Consider the following 22,079-nt stretch of genomic DNA (forward strand, 5'->3'; position numbering starts at 1 on the left):
CTGGGTGAAAAAAAGCCGGCCTCGAGCGCCAGCGCTGGGGCTGCGCTTTCCCCTGGACCATGCACGCTCCTTGCCGGGGCGACTGAAACCAGGCCCAGGTCAATGCAGCTGCAGCAACTCCGGCATTGTCCCGATCACCGCCACTGCCCCGACCGCATCCAGGTCCAGCGACTTGTGATAGCCGTAGCGCACCAGCACCAGCGGCACGCCGGCGTTGTGCGCCGACAGGGCGTCGATTTCCGAATCACCCACCATCAGCGCGCCCCTTGGCTCCACGCCGGCCTGCGCACACAGGTGCAGCAGCGGCACGCCACTGGGCTTGCGCTCGGACAGCGTATTGCCGCCGACGATGCCGTCGAAGTACTGCAGCAGCCCGCGCGCCTGCAGCAGCGGGCGCACGAACTGCTCGGGCTTGTTGGTGCACACCGCCAGCTGGACGCCCTGCCCGTGCAGCGTGGCCAGCGTGTCTTCCACCCCGGGATAGGCCTGGCCCTCCGGCGCGGTCTCACCGTAGTGCTTGAGGAAGCCGGGCATCACCGCGTCGATGTCCACCTCGCTGCCGGCGGCGCGCATGGCGTAGGTAATCAGCTGGCGCGAGCCTTCGCCGATCCAGCCGGTGATCTGGGCCAGATCGTAGTTGCGCAGCTTCCAGTCGGTGAGGGTGCGGTTGACCGCCCGTGCGATGGCCGGCGCGCTATCGACCAGGGTGCCGTCCAGGTCGAAGATCACCAGCGGATAGGGGAAGGACAACGGCGCACTCCAGGCAGCATCGGGGCCGGCATTCTAGCGTCGGCTCCCGTCCGTCCTGTTGCGCCGGCGCCGCACCGGCGCGAGCCGGGCGCGATGCCAATGCGCGCGCTGGAACCATCACGCGCCTGACGCCTCATGACCGCCCGCTGGCCTGTCCCCACCGAAAAGTGCGCCCTGCACGGCCATCTCCTCGCGCTCGCGGAACCCGGCCAGGCCCACGCCCACCAGCCGATAGCGCGTATCGACCGGCAGGTCCACCCGATCGCGCAGGGCCAGCGCGATGGCGGTGAACTGGGCCAGCGAGGACGGTGGCGCTTCCGGGGTAAAGCTGCGGGTGAGGATGCGGAACTGCGCGGTCTTGAGCTTGAGCACCACGGTGTGGCCGATCCGCGCGGTCTTGCCGGTCGCCCGCCAGGCCTTGTCGGCCATGCGCGCGATGGCCGGGCCCAGCTCGGCCAGCGGCAGGTCCACCTCGAAGGTGTCCTCGGCCGAGATCGACTGCACCTGCTGGTCTGGTTGGACCGGGCGCTCGTCGATGCCGCGCGCGCGCCGGTACAGCGCCGCACCGAAGCGGCCGAAGCGCAGCTGCAGCTCGTCCAGGGTGAAGCGGCGCAGGTCGCCGACGGTGGCCACGCCCAGTTCGGCAAGTTTGCGTTCGGCCACCTTGCCCACGCCGGGGATGCGGCCGACCTTGAGCGGGGTGAGGAAGGCCTCGACCTGGGCCGGCTTGATCACGTACTGGCCGTTGGGCTTGTTCCAGTCCGAGGCGATCTTGGCCAGGAACTTGTTGGGCGCGATCCCGGCCGAGGCGGTGAGTCCGGTCGTCTCGAAGATCTGCGCGCGGATCGCCTGGGCGGTGGCCGTGGCGCTGGACGAGGCGATCCTGGGCGCGGTCACGTCCAGATAGGCCTCGTCCAGCGACAGCGGCTCGACCAGGTCGGTGTGGGCCAGGAAGATCTCGCGGATCTGCCGCGACACGGCGCGGTAGCGCGCAAAATCCGGCGCCACGAAAATCGCCTGCGGGCACAGCCGCCGTGCCGTCACCCCGGGCATGGCCGAGCGCACCCCGTACTTGCGCGCCTCGTAGCTGGCCGCACAGACCACGCCACGCGGCGCGCTGCCGCCGACCACGACCGGCTTGCCGCGCAGCGCCGGGTCGTCACGTTGCTCGACCGACGCATAGAAGGCGTCCATGTCGATGTGGAGGATCTTGCGCATCGCAGCTGCAGTATCGCGCGCGCAGGTCTGCTCGCGCGAGACGGCGCCTGTTCGTGGTGGGTCTGCCGGAGCTTGCCTTTCCAGACAAGGTTGATCTTTCGCACGACGCGCCGAACTTCTGCAGGCGTGCGAGCCGGTGGGTGCCCACCGCGGTTCAAGCCGAGTCCGTGGCTGCACAGGTCCTGCGCGCATGCCCCATCGCGCCGCGTGCGCGCTCAGTCCAGCGGCCGCTCCCAATGCGCATAGCTGCTTCGCAGCAACTCACGCAAGGCCCGGGTCGGCACCGGCTTGCCGGCGCCGGCCACGCGCCTGGCCACGCCCTGCCAGCCGCCGTCGGCATCACGCGCACGCGCCCGTACCACGGCACGGCAGGGTTGCGCGAGCACCTTACCCAGCGCACAAGCGAAGTACACATCACCCGGCGCCCAGCCCGGCTGCTGACCCAGCGCGACCACGTAGCCGCGCGGAACGTCCAGATAGCGCGCGATCTCATCGGCGAACGCATCCGGGTAGCGCAGTGCATAGGCGTTGAGGTCCTCCAGGCGCGCATCGATCCAGGCATCGCCGGTGTCGGCGTCGTAAGGCGGCGGCGCAGGCGCGGCAGGTGTGGAGCTTGCCGGCGCCGGGGCCTGCGCATGCGCCGGTGCGGCCAGTGCCAGCAGCACGGCCAGCGCCATCGCGCCGTGCGCATGCCGGCTCACGGCTCCGCCACCGTCGCTTCGATCCGGGCCAGCGCCTGCGGCAGCGCCCAGGCGGCATCGACCTGCAGCAAGCGCGGGGTGTCCTCGGCCAGGTCGTGTTCGGCCTCGTGTGCCCAGGTCAGGTGATAGGGCATGTGGATGCCCCAGCCGCCCAGGCCCACGACCGGCGCGATGTCCGAGCGCAGCGAATTGCCGATCATGGCAAAGCGCCCGGGCGCCACGTCCAGCTCGCGCAGCACCCGCTGGTAGGTGGGCGCGTCCTTTTCCGAGACGACCTCGATCCGGTGGAACAGGTCGGACAAGCCGGACTGCACGATCTTGGCCTCCTGGTGGAACAGGTCGCCCTTGGTGATCAGCACGATGCGGTGGTCGGCGGCGATGGCCTGCACCGCCGCGACGATGCCCTCGATCAGTTCGACCGGATGGTCCAGGGTCGCCCGGCCGATGGCGATAATCTCCTGCACGTGGCGGGCGCTGATGCGCTCGCCGGTCAGCTCGATGGCCGACTCGATCATCGACAGCATCATGCCCTTGGCGCCATAGCCGAAGATGCGCAGGTTGCGCCGTTCCACCGCCAGCAGGTGCGCCAGGGTGCGGCGGTCGGACAGGTCGATGTAGTGGCCCACGATCTGTTCGAACGCAGCCTCGGCGGCGCGGTAGTAGTCCTCGCTCTTCCACAGCGTGTCATCGCCGTCGAAGCCCACCCACTCGATCTGTGCCATGGCCCGTCCTGCTTCTCACCCGCTGCCCAGCATACCGACAGCGCCGCGGTGCAAAAAAGAACGGGCAGCCCGAAGGCCGCCCGTTTTAGTTTCCTGCCACCGCCACGGGACAGGCCCGTAGCGGTGCCGTCCTGGCAAGCCGATTAGGACTGGGCCGGCGGGGTGGACTCGGCCGGAGTCGAAGATTCCGGCGGGGTTTCCATCGACGGCGGGGTGGACTCGGTCGGCATGGTGTCCGCCGGCGGAGTCGATTCCGGCGGCATGGTGTCGGCCGGCGGCGGGGTCGACTCGGCCGGCGCCGAAGATTCCGGCGGGGTGCTGTCGGCTGGAGCTGCGGTTTCGTCGGCCTTCGGGCCGCAAGCCGACAACATCAGCGAGCCAGCCAGAACGACGGCCAGGGTGGCCGGCGCCATCAACGTGCTGCGAATCTTCATTCAGATGCTCCTGTTATGGGTGGTCAGCGCCCAAAGGCGCAGAGGTGACATGGAATATTGCCGTGGGTGGTCGCAACGCAAGGCACCGCAACCGGCATGCCCTGTCCGCATGTAACGATGTCCTGGGGTCGCGGTCAAGTGAGGCATGGATCAGGGATCGGCCCCGCCGCGGTCTTGCCGCGTCCCGGCAGTCGCACCTGCCTACTGCCCGGACGCCTGGCCTGCGCCACCGCCATAGTGCTTGACCACGAAGGCCTTGTATTCCTCCTGGGTCAGGGTGCCGTCACTGTCGCCGTCGGCCTGGCCAAAGATCTGCGAAAGCCCCGGATTGGCGCTGGACTCGACCTTGCTGATCGCGCCGTCCTTGTCAGTATCCAGGCTGTTCCACCCCTGCTGGCTTTGGTCGGACGGATCGGCCGCCTGCGGCTGAGCGTCCGCGGCGGCCGCGGACTGCGCCTGAAGGTGCTGCTGTTCCTGCACGGCCGCGTCCTGCGCGTGGTGCTGCGCCTGCTGGGCGAAGGCCGGCGCGGAGAACGCCGCACCAAGGGCAATCAAGCCCAGCAATGGCTTGCGACGGGAGGTCTTCATGGGTGTCTGCTCCTGTGGGGTCCGTGCGGGGTCAATGCGCGAAAGTCAGCGCACGACAGCACCTTGGACGTGCGCATCTGAACCCCCGCGCCTGCGCAGCATTGCTTTGAACAGGGCTTTAACCCGCTGGCACACCAGACCGGCTAGCGCCGCCGTGAGCGGCGCGTGGCGCGTTTGTCAGCAATACGTTTTGGCCGTGACGCACTGGCCGGTTTCAGTGCTCGCGATCCGGCGATACCGCTGGCGGCGTGGCGTCGTCATCCCGGGAACGGGCGCTGAATGCAAGCCTTGACAGCACCACACCCACCACTGCGCCGATGGCTTCCAGGGCCACGCGCGCGCCCAGGGAATCCGGATCGTGGATTTTCTGCAGGGCCATGCGTGCATAGACCGGCGACTCCAGCTTGACCACGCCCAGGTAGAACAGGTGCCAGCCATCAATGCCTGCGCCGATGACCACGGCCATCACGCAGCTCCAGCCGATGGCATGGGAATGGTGCAGGCCGGCACGCGCGGCGATCCAATGCCACACCGCGTACACCAGCAGGCCGATCAGCAGCGCGATCGCGCCGGCTTCCAGTGCGCCGAGCAGGCCGAAGTGCAACGGAAGATTCATGGGGTCCGGGCACGCGGGGCGTGCCGTTGGCAGGGGAAGAAGCTGGCTACTGTAACAGCGTGCGCGAGGCGCTCAGGCATCGTTTTCCGCGCGTGCCGACAGATGCGCCCGGCCTTGGTCGTCCACCGCCAGCGCGATGCTGATCGGACGACAGCACACCTGGCAGTCCTCGATGTAGTCCTGGTCGCCGGCCGAGACGTCCACGGCGATGTCCAGCGCCTGGCCGCAGTAGGGACAATGGATAGTGCGGAAATCAAGCATGCGTTCAAGCATCGCCGCGCCACCGTGACGGGACGGTCACATCCCGATAACCGGGCCACGTCGAGCCTGCGTGCATCCCCAAGGGAGCACGCCATGAAGACCCGACATGTGTATGCCACCACCGACCTGGCCGGCGCACGCGCCGCCGTGCACGCTGCCACCGCCCGGGCCGGGATCGACCGCAACGATGTCTCGCTGATCGCCAAGGGCGAAGTGGAGATGGAGCAGATCCCAGACGGCCTGAAGGAAGCGCAGACCGACTTCAAACCGGCCGCGCTGCGCGGTGCGCTGGGCGGCGGCGCGGCGGGCCTGGTGGCCGGCATCGTCGGCGTGGCGGTGCCGCCGCTGGGCCTGACCCTGGCCGGTGCAGGCGCGCTGGCCTTGGCCGGCGCCGCGGTCGGCACCTGGTCGGCGGCGCTGGTCGGTTCGTCGGTGCCCGATACGGTGCGCCGCACGTTCGAGGAGGAGATCCAGGCAGGGCGCGTGCTGGTGGTGGTCGATGCCGAGGAACAATCCCTGCGCCGCGCCGATGCCGCGGTCCAGGCCACCGGCGCGCGCCTGCTGCCCTACGAACAGCCCAGCGCGCTCACCTGACCGGCACTTGGTCCATCGCCAGGGCCCAGGCACGGACAGGCACAGCCACGCGGGTGGACTTGGCGCTCGCAGGCAGGCGACAGGCGCACAGCGAAACCGCGCCGGTCCGCGTACAAGATGCCAGGGCACCGCAGTTGACCTTCCAGGGCCGGGGTACCGGGGATGGACCGCTGACGACGCGGTTATCACCGACGCGCCCTGAACAACTGACGCCGCGCCAGCGAGTACAACGCCACACGACGCCGCGTTCCCAGGCGGCCCGCACCAGGAGCCTTCCATGCCGCATCCCCATCGCCCTCTGCTCGTCGCCGTGTTGCCGGCGCTGCTGTCGGCAGCCGCCTGCAGCGGTGCGGCTGCGCCGCAGGACGCCACGACGTCTGCCTCCGCGTCCGCCTCGGCTTCCGCGCCCGCAGCCGAAGCCGGCCGGCCATTCGCGGTGACCCCGGTGCATGCCTTCACCGAGCCTTGGGCGATGACCTTCCTGCCCGATGGACGCCTGCTGGTCACCGAGAAGCGTGGCCAGCTGCAGCTGTACGACCTCAGGGCCGGCAAGGCCACCGAGATCGCCGGCGTGCCGGCCGTCGCCTATGGCGGCCAGGGCGGATTGGGCGATGTGGTCCTGCATCCGGATTTCGCCAACAACAAGGTGGTGTACCTCAGCTATGCCGAGCCGGGCGACGGCGACAGGCGCGGTGCTGCCGTGGCCCGCGCGACGCTGGCCCTGAACGCCGCCGGTGGCGGCGCGCTGCAGGACCTGAAGGTGATCTGGCGACAGGCGCCCAAGGTCAGCGGGCAGGGCCATTACGGCCATCGCATCGCCTTCGACCGCGCCGGCAAGCTGTGGATCAGCTCGAGCGAACGGCAGAAGTTCGATCCGGCCCAGGACATGACCAGCAACCTGGGCAAGATCGTGCGGCTCAACGACGATGGCAGCGTGCCGGCCGACAACCCGTTTGCAGCCCGAGGCGGGGTCGCCAGCCAGATCTGGTCGCTCGGCCATCGCAACGTGCTGGGCATTGCCTTCGATGCACAGGGCCGGTTGTGGGCGCAGGAGATGGGTCCCAGGGGCGGCGACGAACTCAACCTGATCGAGCGCGGCGCCAACTATGGTTGGCCCATCGTCTCCAACGGCGACCATTACGACGGCCGCGACATCCCCGACCATGCCACCGGCCCGCAGTTCGCCGCGCCCAAGGTCAGCTGGAACCCGGTGATCTCCCCGGCGGGACTGATGATCTATTCGGGCAGCCTGTTCCCGGACTGGAAGGGCAACGCCTTCATCGGCGGGTTGTCCTCGCGCAGCCTGGTGCGGATCGAGTTTGACGGAAGCAACGCAAAGGAAGCGGCCCGCTACGACATGGGCCAGCGCATCCGCGAGGTCGAACAGGGCCCGGACGGTGCGCTGTGGTTGCTGGAAGACGGCAAGGACGGCGGCGGCCGCCTGCTCAGGCTCACGCCGGCAGCCTGACCGCGGTTGGGCGGCATGCCAGGCTCGGCATCGACCGGGGCAGCGGCACACTGCCCATCGCCATCCGGCTCCAACGACGCCTGTTGTTTTCCGGCATGGGCATGTCCGACGCTTGCAGGGTGACGCTCATTCCCTGGTGATCCTGTGCCCGCCGAAGCCATTGCGCATCGCCGCCAGCAGCTTGTCGGCGTAGGAATCCTTCTCGCGCGAGCGCAGGCGTTCGAGCAGCGACAGGGTGATCACCGGCGCGGACACGTTGAGGTCCAGCGATTCGGCCACCGTCCAGCGACCTTCGCCCGAATCCTCCACATACGGCGCGATGCCGGCCAGGGTGGGATTTTCCTTCAGCGCATCGGTGGCGATGTCCAGCAGCCACGAGCGCACCACGCTGCCGTGCTGCCACACCCGCGCCACCTGGTGCAGATCGAGCTTGAAGTCGGCCTTGCGCTCCAGGATCGCAAAGCCCTCGGCGTAGGCCTGCATCATTCCGTACTCGATGCCGTTGTGGACCATCTTGGTGAAGTGGCCCGCGCCCACGGGACCCACGTGGCCCCAGCCGGTGGTCGGCGATGGCGCCAGGGTCTCGAACACCGGCTTCAGCTGCGCCAGGGCGGCATCGCTGCCGCCGACCATCATGCTGTAGCCCTCGGTCAGGCCCCACACGCCGCCGCTGGTGCCGCAGTCGACGAGGGCGATGCCGGCCTGCTCCAGCCGCGCGCCGCGGCGGATGCTGTCCTTGTAGTACGAATTGCCGCCATCGATGACGATGTCGCCCGGCGACAGCAGCGGCAGCAGTGCGTCGAGCGTGTCATCGACGATGGTGCCGGCCGGCACCATCAGCCAGACCGCGCGCGGGGCGGACAGTTCGGACACCAGCGCGGCCAGCGAGCCGGCCGGGGTGATGCCGTGGTCGGCGGCATGCTGGCGCGCCTGCGCCGAAGGATCGAATCCGGTGACCGCATGGCCGCCCTGCGACAGGCGCTGGGCCATGTTCGCGCCCATCCGCCCCAGCCCCACCATGCCCAGTTCCATCATCCGGCTCCTCTGACGCGCGCCAATTGCGCACCGGCAAGCTTCACGCAAGCGGCGTGAGCGGGCAGTGGTGGGCCTGACCCGATCGGTGTCGCATTACCCGACGACCCATGCCGGTGCCCTCAGTCGCGCACCAGGGTGACATAGGCGCCACTGCTGACGATCTGAAAGGTGTCGTTGTCCACCCGGCGTACCGGGGTGCCGTCATCCAGCGCATACAGATGTGCGGGGTGGCCAGCCGCGCCGGCATCGTGGTCAGAGGGCAGGATCCGCACCCGGCGACGCTCGCCAGTGCTGTCCTGGGCAACGAAGTAGCGGGTTTCCATCGTGATGTCCCTCGCGAGGCTGCGAATGTGGCGCCAAGCCTAGGTGCAGAGACATTAAAACCACCTGCACGCGCCACTGCCCGGCCGTTCCATTGCGAGCTGGACGATGTCTGCCTGCCAATGGGCGAGGCCGGCGCGGACGAGGGCAGCGCCTCGCCCTAGCCGGTGGGAGCGCTGACGCCACCTCACCGGTCGCGCTGGGCGTGGTGCCCGGCCAGGGCCGGAAGCGACCGCCGCCGCGGCCGTCGAGGCGCTGAAAAACGGTCTCGGGGCAAGGCCCCACGAAACCGAACCAGGAGGCCGGCCCTGCCGGTCCAGCTTCTTGCATGCCTTTGGAACGCGTGGAGTCAGGGCGTGTCGGTGCTGCCGGCATCGTCCCTGGGCGCGGCCGGGTCCGGTGCCGGTGTGGGTGCCGGTGTGGGTGCCGGTGTGGGTGCCGGTGTGGGTGCCGGTGCCGGTGCCGCGTCCGGTGCGGGTGCGGGTGCGGGTGCGGGCACGAGGGTGCCGGCGGCCGGGCTTTCCACCGGCATCGGCACGGCTTCCCCTGCCGGGTGCGGCTGCAGCGGTGCAGGCGCCGGCGGCGCCATGGCTTCCTCGGCCCGCTTGGGTGCCAGCACGGGCTTCTTGACCTGCGGTGGCAGATAGCGGTCGACCAGGCGGAAGAACGAGCGGTAGAAGTCGGGGTCCTGCACGGTCAGGCTGGCCACCCGCACCAGCGAGTCATCGCTGCTGCCGAAGGGCAGCGACAGCGATCCCAGCGCGGTGCCGACGCTGGCCGAGGTATTGGACTTGCGCAGGTTGTAACGGTCCTGGGTGGCGCTGGCGAACACCCAGGCCTCGCCCGAAGCCCGGCCCACGCAGGACACCCGAATGGCGACCTGCTCGTGGACTTCCGGCTCGGGCTGGAAATTCTTGTTGGCTTCCACCATCGCCGCATCCGAACGGCTGACCACATAGCCCTGGCTCAGCAGTGCGCGGCGCGAGGCCTCGCACACCTGGTCCGGGGCGCGGTCGAAGGTGCGCGAGTAGGTGCCATCGGAGTCAAAGGTCTCCGCTGCCAGCATTTCGCCCTTCTTGGAAAAGGACGAGTGGCTGCAGCCGGACAAAAGGACCGCGGCCGCGGCCAGGGGAGCACAGCGCAACAGGGAGATTCGCATGGAGAATGGCGCTAACGGAGCGGGAACCTCGAAAGCATAACCCGTGCCACGAAAACGGTTTCACCGACCTCCGCAGGCTGCTCAGTTTTTGTTCTGGCTGAACTGGCAATTCGATGAACGCAGCGCACGCTTCGGCCCACGGCACCATCACGGACCGGCGCCTAGGCTGCCCTTTCCTCTGCGGAACGAGCCTCCCATGCAGGTACTGATCACCGGCGGCAGCGGCTTCATCGGCCAGGCCCTGTGCCCGGCGCTGCTGGCCGCTGGCTGGCAGGTTTCGGTGGTCTCGCGCGACACCCGGGCCGCCGCGCGCAAGCTGCCCGCGGCGGTCCGGGTGCTGGCCGACATCGACGGCGCCGGCGGCGCCGATGCGGTGATCAACCTGGCCGGCGCACCGCTGGCCGGGCGCCGCTGGAACGCGGCGTACAAGCAGACCCTGCGCGAGTCCCGATTGCGCACCACCGAAGCGCTGCTGGCTTGGATGGAAAGCCTGACCGTGCGCCCGGCCGTGCTGATTTCCGGTTCGGCCATCGGCTACTACGGGCCCAGCGACGACACCCCACTGGCCGAGACCGCACCAGCGGGCGATGACTTCGCCGCGCGGCTGGCCGCGGATTGGGAGGCGGCCGCCCTGCCCGCCCGCGCGCTGGGCGTGCGCACCCTCTTGCTGCGCACCGGGGTGGTGCTGGGTGCCGGCGGTGGCGCCCTGCAGCAGCTGCTTACGCCCTACCGCATGGGCCTGGGCGGGCCGATCGGCGATGGCCAACAGTGGTTCAGCTGGATCCATCGGGACGACCTCGTCCGGTTGGTGATCTGGTTGCTGGACCAGAGCACGCTGGACGGCCCGGTCAACGGCACCGCGCCCGAACCGGTACGACAGAAGGACTTTGCCGCCGCGCTGGGCCGCGCCCTGCACCGTCCGGCGCTCATGCCCACGCCCGGGCTCGCGTTGAAGGCCGCATTCGGCGAAATGGCCCAGATGCTGATCGAGGGCCAGCGGGTGATCCCGGCGCGCGCGCAGGGCCAGGGCTTCCAGTTCCTGTATCCGGACATCGACGGCGCGCTGGCGCAGATCCTCCAGTCCCAGGCCTGAGGGCCGCTGGGCCCGTCGCTGCGGCGGCGGGCAAACGGCGAAGGCGGATCCTCGGGCCAGCGATTGCACGCGCTGGACGTTGCCGATGGAGCGGCCGAGCCCCACGTCGCAACGGCGGTGGCAAGCGCTGCCAGCCCGACGCACCCTGCATCGGTTGGCCGCCCAGTGGCGTGTCACCCGGAGGAGGCGCGCCACGGCGGCAACGTTCCGGGGTCGCTCAGGTTGACATGCGGTCCTGCTCGACCGCCATCAACGCCAGAGAGCGGCCCACGGCCGTCCATTGAGCGCCAGCAGGTACCGCGCGTTCGGCGTGGCGCTCGGCAGTGTCGATCTGCACGTGCCAGTGCTCGCCTTCGACCGCTGGCAGCTGGAACACCACTTCGTCGGCACTGGCATTGAGCAGCATCAGCAGGGTCACGCTGGCGCCGGCCTGGCGCAGGCCGCTGGCCGGGGCACGGCCATCGAGGCGCATCATCAGCGCGCGCGCCTGCGGGTTGTGCCAGTCCTCTTCGGTCATCTCCTCGCCGGTCGGCGAGAGCCAGGTGACGTCCTTGATGCCCAGCTCCTCATCAAACTTGCCGTCGAAGAAGCGCGCGCGTTGCAGCAGCGGATAGCGCTGACGCAGCGCGGTCAGACGCTGGACGAAGCGGGTCAGCTCGCTGCCTTCCGGCTGCGCGGCCGCCTCCCAGTCCAGCCAGCTCAGCGCATTGTCCTGGCAGTAGGCGTTGTTGTTGCCGTGCTGGGTGCGGCCGAATTCGTCGCCGGCCTGCAGCATGGGCGTGCCCTGCGACAGCAACAGGGTGGCCAGCAGGTTGCGCTGCTGGCGCGCGCGCAGTGCATTGATGCCCGGGTCATCGGTCGGGCCTTCGACACCATGGTTGTAGGAGATGTTGTTGTCGGTGCCGTCGCGGTTGTCCTCGCCGTTGGCCTCGTTGTGCTTGTGGTCGTAGCTGACCAGGTCGCGCAGGGTGAAGCCATCGTGGGCGGTGACGAAGTTGACCGAGGCGCTGGGCCGGCGGCCGCGGCGATTGAACAGATCCGCGCTGCCGGTCAGGCGGGTGGCCAGTTCCGGGAGCTTGCCTTCGTCGCCGCGCCAGAATGCGCGCACGGTGTCGCGGAACTTGTCGTTCCACTCCAGCCAGCCCGGCGGGAAATTGCCGACCTGATAGCCGCCCGGGCCGACGTCCCATGGCTCGGCAATCAGCTTGACCTGGCTCAGCAGTGGGTCCTGCCGACACGCGTCCAGGAAGCCGCCCGAGGGATCGAAACCATGGCCTTCGCGCCCCAGGATGGTGGCCAGGTCGAAACGGAACCCGTCCACGTGCATCTCGGCCACCCAGTAGCGCAGCGAGTCCATCACCATGCGCAGGGCGCCGGCATTGGTCAGGTCGAAGGTGTTGCCGGTGCCAGTGTCGTTGATGTAGAAACGGCGATCGTCGGCCAGGCGGTAGTAGCTGGCGTTGTCGATGCCCCTGAACGAGAACGTCGGACCGAGCTCGTTGCCTTCGGCGGTGTGGTTGTAGACCACGTCCAGGATCACTTCCAGCCCGCTGTGGTGCAGGCGCGCGACCAGCTGCTTGAACTCGGACACCGAACCGGTGGCCATGTAGCGCGAATGCGGCGCGAAGAACGCCAGGGTGTTGTAGCCCCAGTAGTTGGACAGGTCCTGCTCCAACAGGTGCTGGTCATCGGCGTAGGCGTGGATGGGCAGCAGCTCGACCGCGGTCACGCCCAGGCCGCGGATGTGCTCGACCAGCTCATCGCTCTTCAGGCCCGAGAAGGTGCCGCGCAGGTTCTCGGGCACGCCGGGGTGGGTCATGCTCAGGCCGCGCACGTGCGCCTCGTAGATCACCGTGCGCTGCAACGGGGTCAGCAGGCGCTTGTCGTTGCCCCAGGTGAAGGCCGGATCGATCACCGCGCACTTGGGCATGTAGCCGGCGCTGTCGCGCTTGTCGAAGGATAGATCCTTGTCCTTGTGGCCGACGGTGTAGCCAAACAGGTGCGGCGCCCATTTGGGTTCGCCCACGATCCGCTTGGCGTACGGATCCAGCAGCAGCTTGTTGGGGTTGAAACGGTGCCCGGCGTCAGGCGCGTACGGGCCATGCACGCGGTAGCCATAGAGCTGGCCGGGGCGCGCATCGGGCAGGTAGCCGTGAAAGACCTCGTCGGTGTATTCGGGCAGGGCGATCCGCTCGGTCTCGCGGCCGCGCTCGTCGAACAGGCACAGCTCCACCTGGGTGGCATTGGCCGAGTACAGGGCGAAGTTCACCCCCAGGCCATCCCAGGTGGCGCCCAGCGGAAATGGCCGGCCCTCGCGGATGCGCGAGCGGCGGACAAGTCGGCGCGAAGGGGGTGGCGTGCGCGGCGGGCGTGGCTTGGGCGGGGGGGACGTCACGACGGATCCTGCTCCTGATGGGGGAATGGGGGGGTGCCGCTGCCCTCGGATTGTGCGGCTGCGCGCAGTTCGGCATCGACCAGGCGCTCGGCCATGGCCCAGTGCCGGGCGGACTGGCCATCGGGCCGGCCCTCGGCTTCCCAGATTTCATGGGCCAGCTGTTCGATGCGTCGGGTGCGCGCGGTCGGGTCCATGGCGAAATTCACTGCAAGGTGGCCAGCACGGCCACTGGGGAATGGAGGAACAGCTCGGCCAGCGCCATGTGTCTGCCCTGGACCTCCAGCACGCGCCCATCGGGCAGGTGGCGATAACGGCCATCGGGCAGGACCAGCGCACCGTCCTGCCAATAGTCTGCCGGCAGCGATGGCACGGCGATGTCGACGCCACCCAGCAGGCGTGGCACGGCCACCACCAGCGCGGTGTCGCCGTGCTGGCGACGAAAGGCCAGCACCTGGGCGCAGGCGTGGCCCTCGGCGCGCAGCGGCTTGTAGTCGCCGCGCGCGAACAGCTCGGGCACGCTTGCCCGCAGCTGCAGCAGCTGGGCCACCAGCCGCGCCTTGCACTGGCCGCTGCGCCATTGTTGCAACAGCGCCGGCCAGGGCGCCGGATCGTCCAGCCACTGCTGGCGCAGGGCGAAATCCACGGGGCGGCGGTTGTCCGGATCGACCAGCGACAGGTCCCAGCCTTCGGTGCCCTGGTACAGGTCGGGCACCCCTGGCGTAGTCAGGCGCAACGTGGCCTGGGCCAGGCCGTTGATCGCACCCAGCGGCCCCAGCGCCTGCGCGGCGGCGTGCACGGCATGGCGCAAGGTCTTGCCGGCGTCCTGGACGAGCGCGGCGTCCAGCAGCGCGCGCGCGGCCGCTTCGTAGCGCTCGTCCGGCTCGGTCCAGGTGCTGCGCAGTTTCGCCTCGCGCAGGGCCTTGGCCTGCCAGCCGGCCATGCGCTCGGCGAACGCGGCAAGGCCGTGCGCGTCGTCCGGTTCCAGGGCCAGTGGCCACGCGCCAACCAGCATCTGCCACAGCATCAGTGCATCGCCGGCATCGGGACCGCCAGCACCAGGCGCCAGTCCCAGCTGCCTGGCCAGCGTGGTGAAGGCCTCCACCTGCTGCACCCACCACGCCGGCTGCGCGCTGAGCACGGCCAGGCGCATGCGCAGGTCCTCGCCACGCTTGTGGTCGTGGGTGGCGGTGGCCAGCATCGCCCGCTGGTGGCCGGCGGCGCGCGCCTGGCAGGCCCGATGGAAGGCATGGGTATCCAGGGCCAGGTGGAGCGGATGCGAGCCGACTTCGTTGCGCGAGAGCAGCACGCCATGGCGATAGAAGCTGGTGTCCTCCACCGACTTGGCGTTGAGCGGCGCCGAGAGCTGCTCCATGCGCCGGCGCAGCACCCGGCGCAGGCTGCGCTGGACGGTGGGCGTCTGGGGGGCGTCGCGCATCCAGCGCCGCAGCGCGTCGATGGCGGCCTGCACGCCCGGGTGGGCGCCTTCGCGCGCGGCCTGGGCGGCAGTGTCGAACAAGTCCGCGTCCCGCGCATCCAGGCCATCGTTGCCGGCATAGGTGCGGTAGACCGGGAAGCGCCGCATCACCGCGGCCAGCGCCGCAGCCAGCATCTGCGGGCTGAACTCGCGGCAGGCCAGGTCCAGGCGCGCGGTGGCGGTGGCAGCCTGCAGGGCGCGGTTGAACTCGGCCTGCAGCGAGCCTTCCAGCAGCTCGCCGCGGGCCTGGAATTCTTCCTGCGAAAAATCGCCACTGCGACCGCTGTGCGCCACCCACAGCCGGGTCAGCGGGGCCTGTCCGTGCGGGTCGTGCAGCACCCCGGAGACCTGGTCCATGAAGTCGTAGCCGGTCGTGCCCTGCACCGGCCAGTCGCGTGGCAGGCGCTCGCCGGGAGCCAGGATCTTTTCGACCAGCAGCACCACCGTGCCCGGACGCAGACCGCGCCTGCGTCCGGCCCGGTCCACCTGCGCACGCAGCCGGCGCAGGTAGCCGCGCGGATCGGCCAGGCCGTCCACGTGGTCCAGGCGCAGCCCATCGAGCACGCCCTCGCCGATCAGCCGCAGCGGCAGGGCGTGCACGGCGTTGAATACGTCTGGCCGCTCGACGCGGATGGCCGCCAGCGAGGTGATGTCGAAGAAGCGGCGGTAGTTGACCATGTCGTTGCCGACCCGCCACCACGCCAACCGGTAGGCCTGGCGCTCCAGCAGTCGATGCAGGGTGTCTTCGCCGCGCACCGCGCCCTGGCTGATCTGGCGCGCCCAGTCGCGACGCAGCTCGAGGTCCTGCGGCAGCGAGGCCCCATCCACGCGCACCGGGAAACAGGCCTGGTGGTGTTCCAGCTGCAGTTCGCCGGCCTCGCTCAGGCCCAGCTTCAGCGCGCCTTCGGCCAGCGCCTGCGCGTAGGGACGGTCCAGCACCGGCAGCCACAGTTTTCCGTCATGGCCCGGACTGCGCCAGTCGATGTCGAACCAGTCCGCGTGCCTGCTGCGGCGGCCGTGCCTGAGCACGTCCCACCACCACGGGTTGTGCGCGTGGGCGGCCATGTGGTTGGGCACGATGTCCAGGATCAGGCCCATGCCGCGCGCCTGCGCCGCCGCGTGCAAGTCCATCAGCGCCGCCTCGCCGCCGAGTTCGGGATTGACCTGGCCCGGATCGGTGACGTCGTAGCCGTGGGTCGAGCCCGGCACTGCAGTGCCGATCGGCGAGAGATACAGATGGCTCACCCCGAGCCGGGCGAAGTACGGCACCTGCGCGGCGGCATCGCCCAGGGTGAAGCCGGCATGCAGCTGCAGGCGGGCGGTGGCGCGCAGTTCGGTCATGCCGGGGTGCGCCGTTGACGGGCCTGGGCGAACCCGGCCAGGGTGGACTCCAAGCCGGGCGCGGCCGCAGGCAGGCGCCGACGCCAGTTGGGATGGCCCTCCACCACGCCCGGCAGGTTGGGTTGTTCCTCCAGCCCCAGTGCGTCCTCGGCCGGCAGCAGGGCCAGCGGCGCAGGACTGTGCGCGACGAAGGCCAGCCAGTCCTGCAGCTGCGCGCCGTCGCCGCCGTCTGCCTGTACCTGCGCGGCCAGGCGCGCAACATCCTCGGCACGTCGTGCATCTTCAGCCTGGCGATCGATCTGCCCGCCCGTGCCCAGGCGCTGGCGCCAGTCCAGGTCGCGGCCGCATTTCCACCCGGCCAGCGTCGGCAGGTCGTGGGTGGTGGTGGTGGCCACGGCCGAGGTGCGCCAGCGCGCCGGTGGCAGGAACGCCCCATCGGCATCGCGGGTGAACATCAGCACATCGATGCCCAGCACCCCGCGCGCGGCGAGCCGTTCGCGCAGGCCGTCGGGCACCACGCCCAGGTCCTCCCCGATCACGATGCAGCGGTTGCGCCAGGACTCCAGCGCCAGCAGCCGCAGCAGGTCGTCGAAGGGATAACGCAGGTACACCCCGTCACCGGCGCTGCCGCCAGCGGGCAGCACCCACAGCCGCAGCAGGCCCAGGATATGGTCGATGCGCACCCCGCCGCGGCCGTGCATCACCGCGCGCAGTAGCCCGATGAACGGCGCAAACCCAGTCGCCTTCAAGGCGGTCGGAGAATAGCTGCTGATGCCCCAGGCCTGGCCGTCGGCATTGAAGGCATCCGGGGGCGCACCCAGCACCAGTCCGGGCAGCACCGCATCGGGCCAGGCGGCCGCTTCGGCACCGTGTGGATCGAAGCCCACCGCCAGGTCGCTGATCAGGCCGATCCGCATGCCACCGTCACGCGCACACTGCTGCACGTTCGACCAGCTGCGCGCGGCCAGCCACTGGGCGAACAGCTGGAATGCCACATCGTCATCGCCTGCATCGCGCGCGGCAAAGGCTGCATAGGCCGCCAGCGCGTCGCCGCCTTCGCGCACGAAGGCGTCCAGGTCGCTCCGATGCGCATCGTCGCGCAGGTCCTGATGCAGTCTGCGCAGCCAGGCCCACTTTGCCTGCGCGCCGCCGGGCCAGTCGACCAGCGCCGCGGCATGCAGCTGGGCGAAGCGCTGCGCCAGTCCGGCCGCCTGCAATGCGGCATCGGCCGCGGCCTGGCCCAGCACCTGCACGGGCGCGGCATGCAGCGGGTCGAAATAGCGCCGGTCGCTGGGCGAATACGGGCTGTAATGGCGCCCCACCGGCCGCGCCGCGTGCACCGGGCTCAGCGCCAGCGCATCACCACCGGCGGCGGCCACCCGCCGCACCCAGTCCAGCACGCCGTCGGCATCGCCGATGGATGCATCGTGCCGGCTCGGCGCCGAATACACCTGCAGGCCCACGCCCCAGGCACGCGCGGCCGGATCGTCGCACGCATCGCCCACCGACCAGCAGCGCGCAGGCGCGACCGCCACCTGCAGCACCTGCTCGCCCGCGCCAGCCTGCAGCAACTGGTAATAACCCGGCGCCGACACACCTGCGGCGCGGCCCTGGGCATCGAACGTGCCCTCACACGCGCGGCCGGTTTCATCCAGCAGCTGGTACCGCAGGCCTGGCGTGGCGTTGACCGCCAGCGGCTCGCCGATCGTGGCGGTGATCATCGCCGGCGCCCGATGCAGCCAGGCGAGCCGGTCCTGGCTCTGGCGACACTGGGCATCGCTGGCGCAGGGCAACCCCATCGCCTCGAGCACTGCGCCCAGCGTGGCAGGCGCCACGGTCTGAGGGCGGCCGGACATGTCGACCCAGTCCACCAGCAGGCCCGCCGCATCGGCCAGCGCATTGAGCGCAGGCGAACTCATGCGGCTGCATCCCGCAGCCATACGCGCAATGCGTTCGATGCCAGGGTCTCCTGGTCGGCCTGCGCATTTTCCGCATGCAGCAGCACGCCCGACGCCGCTGGCGCACGGACCGCAGCGCGGCCGAAGTTGAATTCCACATGCAGCACCCGCGGTCCGAGCGACCAGCGCGCGGCGATCGCGCCTGGTGCCAGCACCTGCGCGCCAAGCGCACGCGCCTGGTCCAGGTGCGGCGCCAGGTGTGCCTGGCGCACCGCCAGCAGCGCGGCAAACCACTGCGCAAACACCGCGCCTTCACCGCGGGTGGAATCGGCGATGTCGACCTTGGATGCCTCGAAGGTGCCCGGCTGGTTGGGATCGGGAATGCTGGCGCGCGCGGCCTCGTCGGCGAATGCGGCAAAGTGCGCAAATTCCCTGCGCCGGCCCTCGCGCACCGCCTCGTCCAGCGGTGGCGCGTAGTCGGTGAAGAACAGGAACGGCTGGCGCGCGCCCCACGGTTCGCCCATGAAGAACAGCGGAATCATCGGCGTCAGCGCGGTCAATGCCAGCGCCGCGCGCAATGCTTCTGGCGAGACCAGCGCGGCGAGCCGATCGCCCTTGGCGCGGTTGCCGATCTGGTCATGGTTCTGCGCGAACACCACGAACCTGGTCGGCGGCAGGTGTGCGGACGGCTCGCCGCGGCGATGGCCGCGATGGTCGGCCTGGCCCTGGTAGGCAAAGCCCTCGGCCAGCACGCGCGCCAGATGCGCGGTCGGGTCGTCGGCGAAACCGGCGTAATAGCCTTCGTCCTCGCCGGTCAGCAGCACGTGCAGTGCGTTGTGGAAGTCGTCGTCCCACTGCCCGGTGTAGCCGTCGGCCAGGCGCGAGGCCTGGTTGGCCTCGTTCTCCAGCACCAGGTGCACGTGGCGCTCGTCGGGCAGGCTGTCGACGATCGCCGTTCGCAAGGTCTCCAAGAAATCATTGGGCACGATCGCGTGCACCGCATCCAGACGCAGGCCATCGAAGCGGTACTCATGCAGCCACATCAGCGCGTTGTCGATGAAATAGCGCTGTACCGGCGGCTGGCGGAAATCGATGGCCGGGCCCCACGGGGTGGGCGCATCGGCGTTGAAGAAGCTCTCCGCGTACTGGTGCAGGTAATTGCCTTCCGGGCCGAAGTGGTTGTACACCACGTCCAGCAGCACCATCAGGCCGTGGCCGTGGGCGGCGTCGATCAGCGCCTTGAGCTGTTCGGGGGTGCCGTAGGCCGATTCCGGAGCATAGGGCAGCACCCCGTCGTAGCCCCAGTTGCGGCGTCCGGGAAATTCGCCCAGCGGCATCAGCTCGATGGCGGTGATGCCCAGTTCCACCAGCCGTGGCAGTTGCGCGATGGTGCCCGGATAGCCGCCGCAGAGGCCCACGTGCAGTTCGTAGATCACCGCCTCGCGCCAGGGCCGGCCGTGCCAGGCGGTATGCTGCCAGGCGTAGGCGTGGGGATCGACCACCACGCTGTCGCCGTGCACGCCATCGGGCTGCCAGCGCGAGGCAGGATCGGGCACCGGGTCGCGGCCGTCGATGCGGTAGCGGTAGCGCGCGCCCGGCGCCACCGGGAGGATCAGGTCAAAGCTGCCATCGTCATGCCGGTGCATGCGATGGGGCCCGCCCTGGGCCAGTTCCAGCAGGACTTCCTGCGCGTCCGGTGCCCAGATGCGGAAGCGCGTGCGCTCCTGCGCGTCCGGCATCGCGCCCAACCACGGGCGACCGGCCAACTCCCCAAGGGCGGCCATCAGTCCGGTTTCAGCCAGATCGTCGCCAGCGGCGGCAAGGTCAGGGCCACCGATTGCGCATGGCCGTGCATCGGCACCGGCTGGGTGCTGACCACACCGGCATTGCCCACGTTGGAGCCGCCGTAGTGGCTGCTGTCGGTATTGAGGATCTCATGCCACTGGCCGGCGCGCGGCACGCCGACGCGATAGTCGTAGCGCGGCATCGGGGTGAAGTTGCTCACCGCCAGCACCGGCGCGGCGCCAGTGTCGCGGTCATGGCGGACGAAGGCGAACACGCTGTTGGCGGAGTCATCGCCCACCGACCATTCGAAGCCCTCGCTGGTATGGTCGTTGCGATACAGCGCCGGCTCTTGCTTCAGGCGTGCGTTGAGGTCGCCCACCAGCTGCGCCAGGCCGTGGTGCTCGTGTTGCTGCATCAGCGGCCATTCCAGCGTCGCGTCGTGGTTCCACTCGCCCAGCTGTCCGAACTCGCCACCCATGAACAGCAGCTTGCGTCCCGGGTGCGCCCACATGAAGCCGAAGTACGCACGCAGGTTGGCCAGTTTCTGCCAGGCATCGCCCGGCATCTTGGCCAGCAGCGAGCCCTTGCCGTGCACCACTTCATCATGCGAGAGCGGCAGCACGAAGCGCTCGGAGAACGCGTACAACATGCCGAAGGTCATTTCGCTGTGGTGGTACCTGCGATGCACGGGGTCACGCTTCATGTACTCCAGCGTGTCGTGCATCCAGCCCATGTTCCACTTGTGGGTGAAACCCAGGCCGCCATGTTCCGGCGGCAGCGTCACCCCGCCCCAGGCGGTGGACTCCTCGGCGATCATCATCACCCCGGGGAAGCGGTGACCGACTTCGCTGTTGAGCCGCTTGAGGAAGGCCACCGCCTCCAGGTTCTCGCGTCCGCCGTGCTGGTTGGGCACCCACTCGCCTTCGCTGCGGCTGTAGTCGCGGTAGAGCATCGAGGCCACCGCGTCCACCCGCAGCCCATCGATGTGGTAACGCTCGATCCACTCCAGCGCGCTGCCCACCAGGTAGGCCGACACTTCATGCCGGCCATAGTTGTAGATGAGCGTGTTCCAGTCGCGGTGGAAACCTTCCTTCGGGTCGGCGTGCTCGTACAGCGCGGTGCCGTCGAAGCGCTGCAGGCCATGTTCGTCATTGGGAAAGTGCGCGCTGACCCAGTCCAGAATCACGCCGATGCCGGCCTCGTGGCAGGCATCGACGAAGCGGGCAAAGCCTTCCGGCGTGCCGTGCCGCGCGGTCGGCGCATACATGCCCAGTGGCTGGTAGCCCCACGAACCGCCAAACGGATATTCGGTGATCGGCATCAGTTCGATGTGAGTGAACCCCAGCCAGCGCACGTAGGGAATCAGCTCGGCCGCCAGCTGGTGCCAGTCCATCAGTCCGCCGCTGGCGGTGCGACGCCAGGAACCGGCGTGCAACTCATAGATGGAGATCGGCTCGGGTGTGCTCGCACGTGCGCTGCGCCGGGCCATCCACTGCGCGTCGGTCCAGGCGAATTGCTCGGCCTGCGGCACCACCGAGGCGGTGGCCGGCGGCAGCTCGCACTGGCGGGCCATCGGATCGGCCTTGTGCGGCAGGCGCTGGCCATCGAAGGCGGTGATCTCGAACTTGTAGCGCATGCCGGCGCCGATGCCGGGGACAAACAATTCCCATACCCCACCGTTGTGGCGCAGGCGCATCGGATTGCGACGCCCGTCCCAGCTGTTGAAATCGCCCACCAGCGACACGCGGCGCGCATTGGGCGCCCACACGGCAAAACGCACACCATCGACGCCTTCGTGGGTCATCCGATGCGCGCCCAGGGCCAGCCGCGCCGCTTCGCCGTCGCCGGACAGGATGCCCTGCAGCCAGGCGTCCTCCAGGACCGGGCCGAACGCGTACGGATCCTGCATTTCCTGTATGGCGCCCGGCCAGGCGATGCGCAGGCGGTAGGGCATGGCCGCACCGAGTTCGGCCTCGAACAACCCGGCCGGATCCAGGCAGCGCATCAGTGCTACCACCCTGCCCTCGGCATTGAGCAGGGCCATGGCTTCGGCACCCTGCGCCATCGCGCGCACTCGCACGGTCCCCTGCTCGGTGGCATGTGGGCCCAGCAATGCGAAGGGATCACCGCCGTGTCCATGGACCAGCGCCTCCAGCATCGGATCCGCTGGCACCGTCTCGTACTGGTCGTTCGTTTCCTGTGCTCCCGTGGCCTGACTCATCGCCT

The 22,079-nt window shown here is 69.5% G+C and carries 20 protein-coding genes; 3 read left to right on the forward strand and 17 right to left on the reverse strand.

The features are described from left to right. Positions 1 to 99 precede the first annotated feature (99 nt). The 8 genes from gph to DSC_RS13260 all read right to left on the reverse strand — a co-directional run bounded on the left by gph (position 100) and on the right by DSC_RS13260 (position 5,302). Positions 100 to 750: a phosphoglycolate phosphatase gene (gph, locus tag DSC_RS13225; RefSeq protein ID WP_014161689.1), complete on the reverse strand. Its 651-nt coding sequence runs from the start codon at positions 748 to 750 to the stop codon at positions 100 to 102. Positions 751 to 867: 117 nt separating this feature from the next. Then, on the reverse strand, positions 868 to 1,968 hold the full coding sequence (gene dinB / locus DSC_RS13230; protein WP_014161690.1) for a DNA polymerase IV: 1,101 nt from the start codon (positions 1,966 to 1,968) through the stop codon (positions 868 to 870). 215 nt (positions 1,969 to 2,183) lie between these two features. Next, positions 2,184 to 2,669 (reverse strand): hypothetical protein, encoded by a 486-nt coding sequence (locus tag DSC_RS13235; RefSeq protein ID WP_148268142.1) that lies wholly within the window; start codon positions 2,667 to 2,669, stop codon positions 2,184 to 2,186. Next, entirely contained in the window at positions 2,666 to 3,391 is a 726-nt protein-coding gene (locus DSC_RS13240) for an HAD family hydrolase (RefSeq protein ID WP_014161692.1), read from the reverse strand. Before DSC_RS13240 ends, DSC_RS13235 begins: the two co-directional genes overlap by 4 nt. A 143-nt stretch (positions 3,392 to 3,534) precedes the next feature. Continuing rightward, positions 3,535 to 3,825, reverse strand: a complete 291-nt coding sequence (locus tag DSC_RS13245; protein WP_014161693.1) for a hypothetical protein — start codon at positions 3,823 to 3,825, stop codon at positions 3,535 to 3,537. Between the two features lie 201 nt (positions 3,826 to 4,026). Then, positions 4,027 to 4,413 carry an EF-hand domain-containing protein gene (locus DSC_RS13250; RefSeq protein ID WP_014161694.1) on the reverse strand — a complete coding sequence of 129 codons (387 nt, stop codon included), beginning with the start codon at positions 4,411 to 4,413 and terminating at the stop codon, positions 4,027 to 4,029. Positions 4,414 to 4,627: 214 nt separating this feature from the next. Further along, entirely contained in the window at positions 4,628 to 5,029 is a 402-nt protein-coding gene (locus DSC_RS13255; RefSeq protein ID WP_043290682.1) for a hypothetical protein, read from the reverse strand. A gap of 72 nt (positions 5,030 to 5,101) precedes the next feature. After that, the gene (locus tag DSC_RS13260) at positions 5,102 to 5,302 is read right to left on the reverse strand and encodes a CPXCG motif-containing cysteine-rich protein (RefSeq protein WP_014161696.1); all 201 of its coding nucleotides are present in this window, start codon (positions 5,300 to 5,302) and stop codon (positions 5,102 to 5,104) included. A gap of 81 nt (positions 5,303 to 5,383) precedes the next feature. Here DSC_RS13260 and DSC_RS13265 point away from each other — a divergent pair, with 81 nt between their 5' ends. Both DSC_RS13265 and DSC_RS13270 read left to right on the forward strand, forming a co-directional pair. Next, a complete protein-coding gene (locus DSC_RS13265) occupies positions 5,384 to 5,884 on the forward strand; it encodes a hypothetical protein (protein WP_043290685.1) in 501 nt (166 codons plus the stop codon). Positions 5,885 to 6,161: 277 nt separating this feature from the next. Continuing rightward, the gene (locus tag DSC_RS13270; RefSeq protein WP_014161698.1) at positions 6,162 to 7,352 is read left to right on the forward strand and encodes a PQQ-dependent sugar dehydrogenase; all 1,191 of its coding nucleotides are present in this window, start codon (positions 6,162 to 6,164) and stop codon (positions 7,350 to 7,352) included. Between the two features lie 126 nt (positions 7,353 to 7,478). Here the strand turns inward: DSC_RS13270 and gnd are convergent, their stop codons facing one another. From gnd to DSC_RS13285, 3 genes are all read right to left on the reverse strand, one after another. Further along, positions 7,479 to 8,384, reverse strand: coding sequence for a phosphogluconate dehydrogenase (NAD(+)-dependent, decarboxylating) (gene gnd, locus DSC_RS13275; RefSeq protein ID WP_014161699.1), 906 nt, complete (start codon positions 8,382 to 8,384; stop codon positions 7,479 to 7,481). A gap of 122 nt (positions 8,385 to 8,506) precedes the next feature. Next, positions 8,507 to 8,710, reverse strand: a complete 204-nt coding sequence (locus DSC_RS13280) for a hypothetical protein (RefSeq protein WP_014161700.1) — start codon at positions 8,708 to 8,710, stop codon at positions 8,507 to 8,509. A 347-nt stretch (positions 8,711 to 9,057) separates the two neighbouring features. Further along, positions 9,058 to 9,867 carry a DUF2242 domain-containing protein gene (locus DSC_RS13285; RefSeq protein WP_043290687.1) on the reverse strand — a complete coding sequence of 270 codons (810 nt, stop codon included), beginning with the start codon at positions 9,865 to 9,867 and terminating at the stop codon, positions 9,058 to 9,060. A gap of 196 nt (positions 9,868 to 10,063) precedes the next feature. Between DSC_RS13285 and DSC_RS13290 the strand changes: the two genes are divergently transcribed. Continuing rightward, positions 10,064 to 10,960, forward strand: a complete 897-nt coding sequence (locus tag DSC_RS13290; RefSeq protein ID WP_014161702.1) for a TIGR01777 family oxidoreductase — start codon at positions 10,064 to 10,066, stop codon at positions 10,958 to 10,960. Positions 10,961 to 11,177: 217 nt separating this feature from the next. Here DSC_RS13290 and glgX read toward each other — a convergent pair whose 3' ends face one another. Genes glgX through glgB form a run of 6 tightly spaced genes read right to left on the reverse strand, consistent with a single transcriptional unit; the run spans position 11,178 to position 22,074 of the window. After that, the gene (glgX, locus tag DSC_RS13295) at positions 11,178 to 13,355 is read right to left on the reverse strand and encodes a glycogen debranching protein GlgX (protein ID WP_043290690.1); all 2,178 of its coding nucleotides are present in this window, start codon (positions 13,353 to 13,355) and stop codon (positions 11,178 to 11,180) included. After that, entirely contained in the window at positions 13,352 to 13,549 is a 198-nt protein-coding gene (locus DSC_RS13300) for a DUF2934 domain-containing protein (RefSeq protein ID WP_043291390.1), read from the reverse strand. Before DSC_RS13300 ends, glgX begins: the two co-directional genes overlap by 4 nt. 8 nt (positions 13,550 to 13,557) lie before the next feature. Further along, positions 13,558 to 16,170, reverse strand: a complete 2,613-nt coding sequence (gene treY / locus DSC_RS13305; protein ID WP_014161705.1) for a malto-oligosyltrehalose synthase — start codon at positions 16,168 to 16,170, stop codon at positions 13,558 to 13,560. Further along, positions 16,167 to 18,089, reverse strand: coding sequence for a 4-alpha-glucanotransferase (gene malQ, locus DSC_RS13310; protein ID WP_014161706.1), 1,923 nt, complete (start codon positions 18,087 to 18,089; stop codon positions 16,167 to 16,169). Before malQ ends, treY begins: the two co-directional genes overlap by 4 nt. Beyond that, entirely contained in the window at positions 18,086 to 19,852 is a 1,767-nt protein-coding gene (gene treZ, locus DSC_RS13315) for a malto-oligosyltrehalose trehalohydrolase (RefSeq protein ID WP_014161707.1), read from the reverse strand. The genes malQ and treZ overlap by 4 nt, the downstream gene beginning before the upstream one ends. Continuing rightward, positions 19,852 to 22,074 carry a 1,4-alpha-glucan branching protein GlgB gene (glgB, locus tag DSC_RS13320; protein ID WP_014161708.1) on the reverse strand — a complete coding sequence of 741 codons (2,223 nt, stop codon included), beginning with the start codon at positions 22,072 to 22,074 and terminating at the stop codon, positions 19,852 to 19,854. Before glgB ends, treZ begins: the two co-directional genes overlap by 1 nt. Between the last annotated feature and the right edge of the window lie 5 nt (positions 22,075 to 22,079).

Source organism: Pseudoxanthomonas spadix BD-a59 (assembly GCF_000233915.3).
GTDB classification, from domain to species: Bacteria; Pseudomonadota; Gammaproteobacteria; order Xanthomonadales; family Xanthomonadaceae; genus Pseudoxanthomonas_A; species Pseudoxanthomonas_A spadix.

Coding starts and splice junctions, on each gene's coding strand:
- DSC_RS13255 (WP_043290682.1), bottom strand. CDS start 5,029: ATGAATCTTCCGTTGCACTTCGGCCTGCTCGGCGCACTGGAAGCCGGC.
- DSC_RS13300 (WP_043291390.1), bottom strand. CDS start 13,549: ATGGACCCGACCGCGCGCACCCGACGCATCGAACAGCTGGCCCATGAA.
- DSC_RS13245 (WP_014161693.1), bottom strand. CDS start 3,825: ATGAAGATTCGCAGCACGTTGATGGCGCCGGCCACCCTGGCCGTCGTT.
- DSC_RS13270 (WP_014161698.1), top strand. CDS start 6,162: ATGCCGCATCCCCATCGCCCTCTGCTCGTCGCCGTGTTGCCGGCGCTG.
- DSC_RS13250 (WP_014161694.1), bottom strand. CDS start 4,413: ATGAAGACCTCCCGTCGCAAGCCATTGCTGGGCTTGATTGCCCTTGGT.
- DSC_RS13265 (WP_043290685.1), top strand. CDS start 5,384: ATGAAGACCCGACATGTGTATGCCACCACCGACCTGGCCGGCGCACGC.
- malQ (WP_014161706.1), bottom strand. CDS start 18,089: ATGAGTTCGCCTGCGCTCAATGCGCTGGCCGATGCGGCGGGCCTGCTG.
- treZ (WP_014161707.1), bottom strand. CDS start 19,852: ATGGCCGCCCTTGGGGAGTTGGCCGGTCGCCCGTGGTTGGGCGCGATG.
- DSC_RS13240 (WP_014161692.1), bottom strand. CDS start 3,391: ATGGCACAGATCGAGTGGGTGGGCTTCGACGGCGATGACACGCTGTGG.
- DSC_RS13285 (WP_043290687.1), bottom strand. CDS start 9,867: ATGCGAATCTCCCTGTTGCGCTGTGCTCCCCTGGCCGCGGCCGCGGTC.
- DSC_RS13260 (WP_014161696.1), bottom strand. CDS start 5,302: ATGCTTGAACGCATGCTTGATTTCCGCACTATCCATTGTCCCTACTGC.
- gnd (WP_014161699.1), bottom strand. CDS start 8,384: ATGGAACTGGGCATGGTGGGGCTGGGGCGGATGGGCGCGAACATGGCC.
- DSC_RS13290 (WP_014161702.1), top strand. CDS start 10,064: ATGCAGGTACTGATCACCGGCGGCAGCGGCTTCATCGGCCAGGCCCTG.
- dinB (WP_014161690.1), bottom strand. CDS start 1,968: ATGCGCAAGATCCTCCACATCGACATGGACGCCTTCTATGCGTCGGTC.
- treY (WP_014161705.1), bottom strand. CDS start 16,170: ATGACCGAACTGCGCGCCACCGCCCGCCTGCAGCTGCATGCCGGCTTC.
- glgB (WP_014161708.1), bottom strand. CDS start 22,074: ATGAGTCAGGCCACGGGAGCACAGGAAACGAACGACCAGTACGAGACG.
- DSC_RS13280 (WP_014161700.1), bottom strand. CDS start 8,710: ATGGAAACCCGCTACTTCGTTGCCCAGGACAGCACTGGCGAGCGTCGC.